The sequence below is a fragment of the Vibrio sp. Vb1554 genome (assembly GCF_033344235.1).
Map to the genome: position 1 here is coordinate 1 of NZ_JAWPOJ010000266.1, position 1,239 is coordinate 1,239.

The following is a 1,239-nucleotide window of genomic DNA, read 5'->3' on the forward strand; positions in this document are numbered from 1 at the left end:
TAATGCCAAACCACTGAGGTTATTGGTATACGGCGCATGGCTCATGTTCATCGCTTCGACGGCTTGTTGAATCAATGCGTCTTCATCATCACACACAAATTGGTGTTTCACTTCTGCCATCAAACCAGATTCAATACCAAGGTCTGCTGGACCAAAAGCTTCTGGTAAGTATTCATGTAATGACTTTTCGTCGCGCTCAGGTAGCTGAACTTTCAACTCTTTAGCAGTCGACAGTTCGTTCATGAACTGGCGGCAGTGACCACAAGGGCTAAAGTTGATGGTGATGTCTTTGACACCGTGTTCGCCTTTCATCCAAGCGTGGCTAATTGCAGATTGTTCTGCGTGAACAGTTTGGCCTAACTGAACACCAAAGAACTCCATGTTTGCACCAAAGTACAGACGGCCAGACAAGCCTCGAACAATTGCACCAACATAGAACTCAGAAATAGGAGCGTAAGAATATGCAGCGGCAAAAGGAAGTAGAGCAACACGCAGCTCTTTATCTGATAGGCTGGTAGCTGAAAGCAATTGCTCAAACTGCTGCGCTGAAAGAGTAGCATCAAAATCGTCGGCTAGGACGATAGGAGCAAGTTGTTTTGAAAGTGCTTCAGGAGCGCTTGCTAGCGCCTGTTCAATGCGACTTTTCATGTTGAATCCTTGTTATTGCATGGACAGTTATTCTATGCAAAGGAGAGAAATGTTCCGTGCTTTAGATCACGTTAAATAATGCAACTGATATTTCTGTTACATAATTAGAGTGAGCTCACACATGTATTCGATTGCAATCGTGTTGAGCGTTAACTTCGTCTCATAAATAACTATATCAATGGATATTCATATACCCAAGTAATGAAAATATGCTAGCAGCGAAAGATAGCGTTTAGTTATGAATCTTGTTGGGACACGTTAGATGGGAAGTGTGCTTTGTAGCGAAAATCGTTTTCAACAGCGTACTACGATGAGAAAAGGAAAGTGACGGCCTGTCGGAAGGAGGACAGACCGTCACAATGACTTATTGATATAGCCAGACTGCTAAACCAAAAAAGCTCGGAGCGAGAATGGAAGTGATGATGCCGCATAGCACCAACGCTAACGATGAAAACGCTGCGTCGACAGGTTGTTTCTCTGCGCAAGTTGCAGTACCCAGCGCGTGCGATACTGTGCCCATCGTCAAACCGCGAGCAATTGGATGCTTAATGCCGATTAGGTTGTAGATTGGGTACGCCAAAATAGCGCCAA

Annotated in this window: 2 protein-coding genes; both read right to left on the reverse strand. The window is 44.6% G+C overall.

Annotation, left to right across the window (positions count from 1 at the left end; genetic code table 11):
• A partial coding sequence (gene cdd, locus R8N28_RS25530) for a cytidine deaminase (RefSeq protein WP_318183699.1) occupies positions 1–648 on the reverse strand: 648 nt, incomplete at its 3' end.
• A gap of 364 nt (positions 649–1,012) precedes the next feature.
• On the reverse strand, positions 1,013–1,239 hold a 227-nt coding region (locus R8N28_RS25535; protein WP_318183700.1), incomplete at its 5' end, for an LrgB family protein.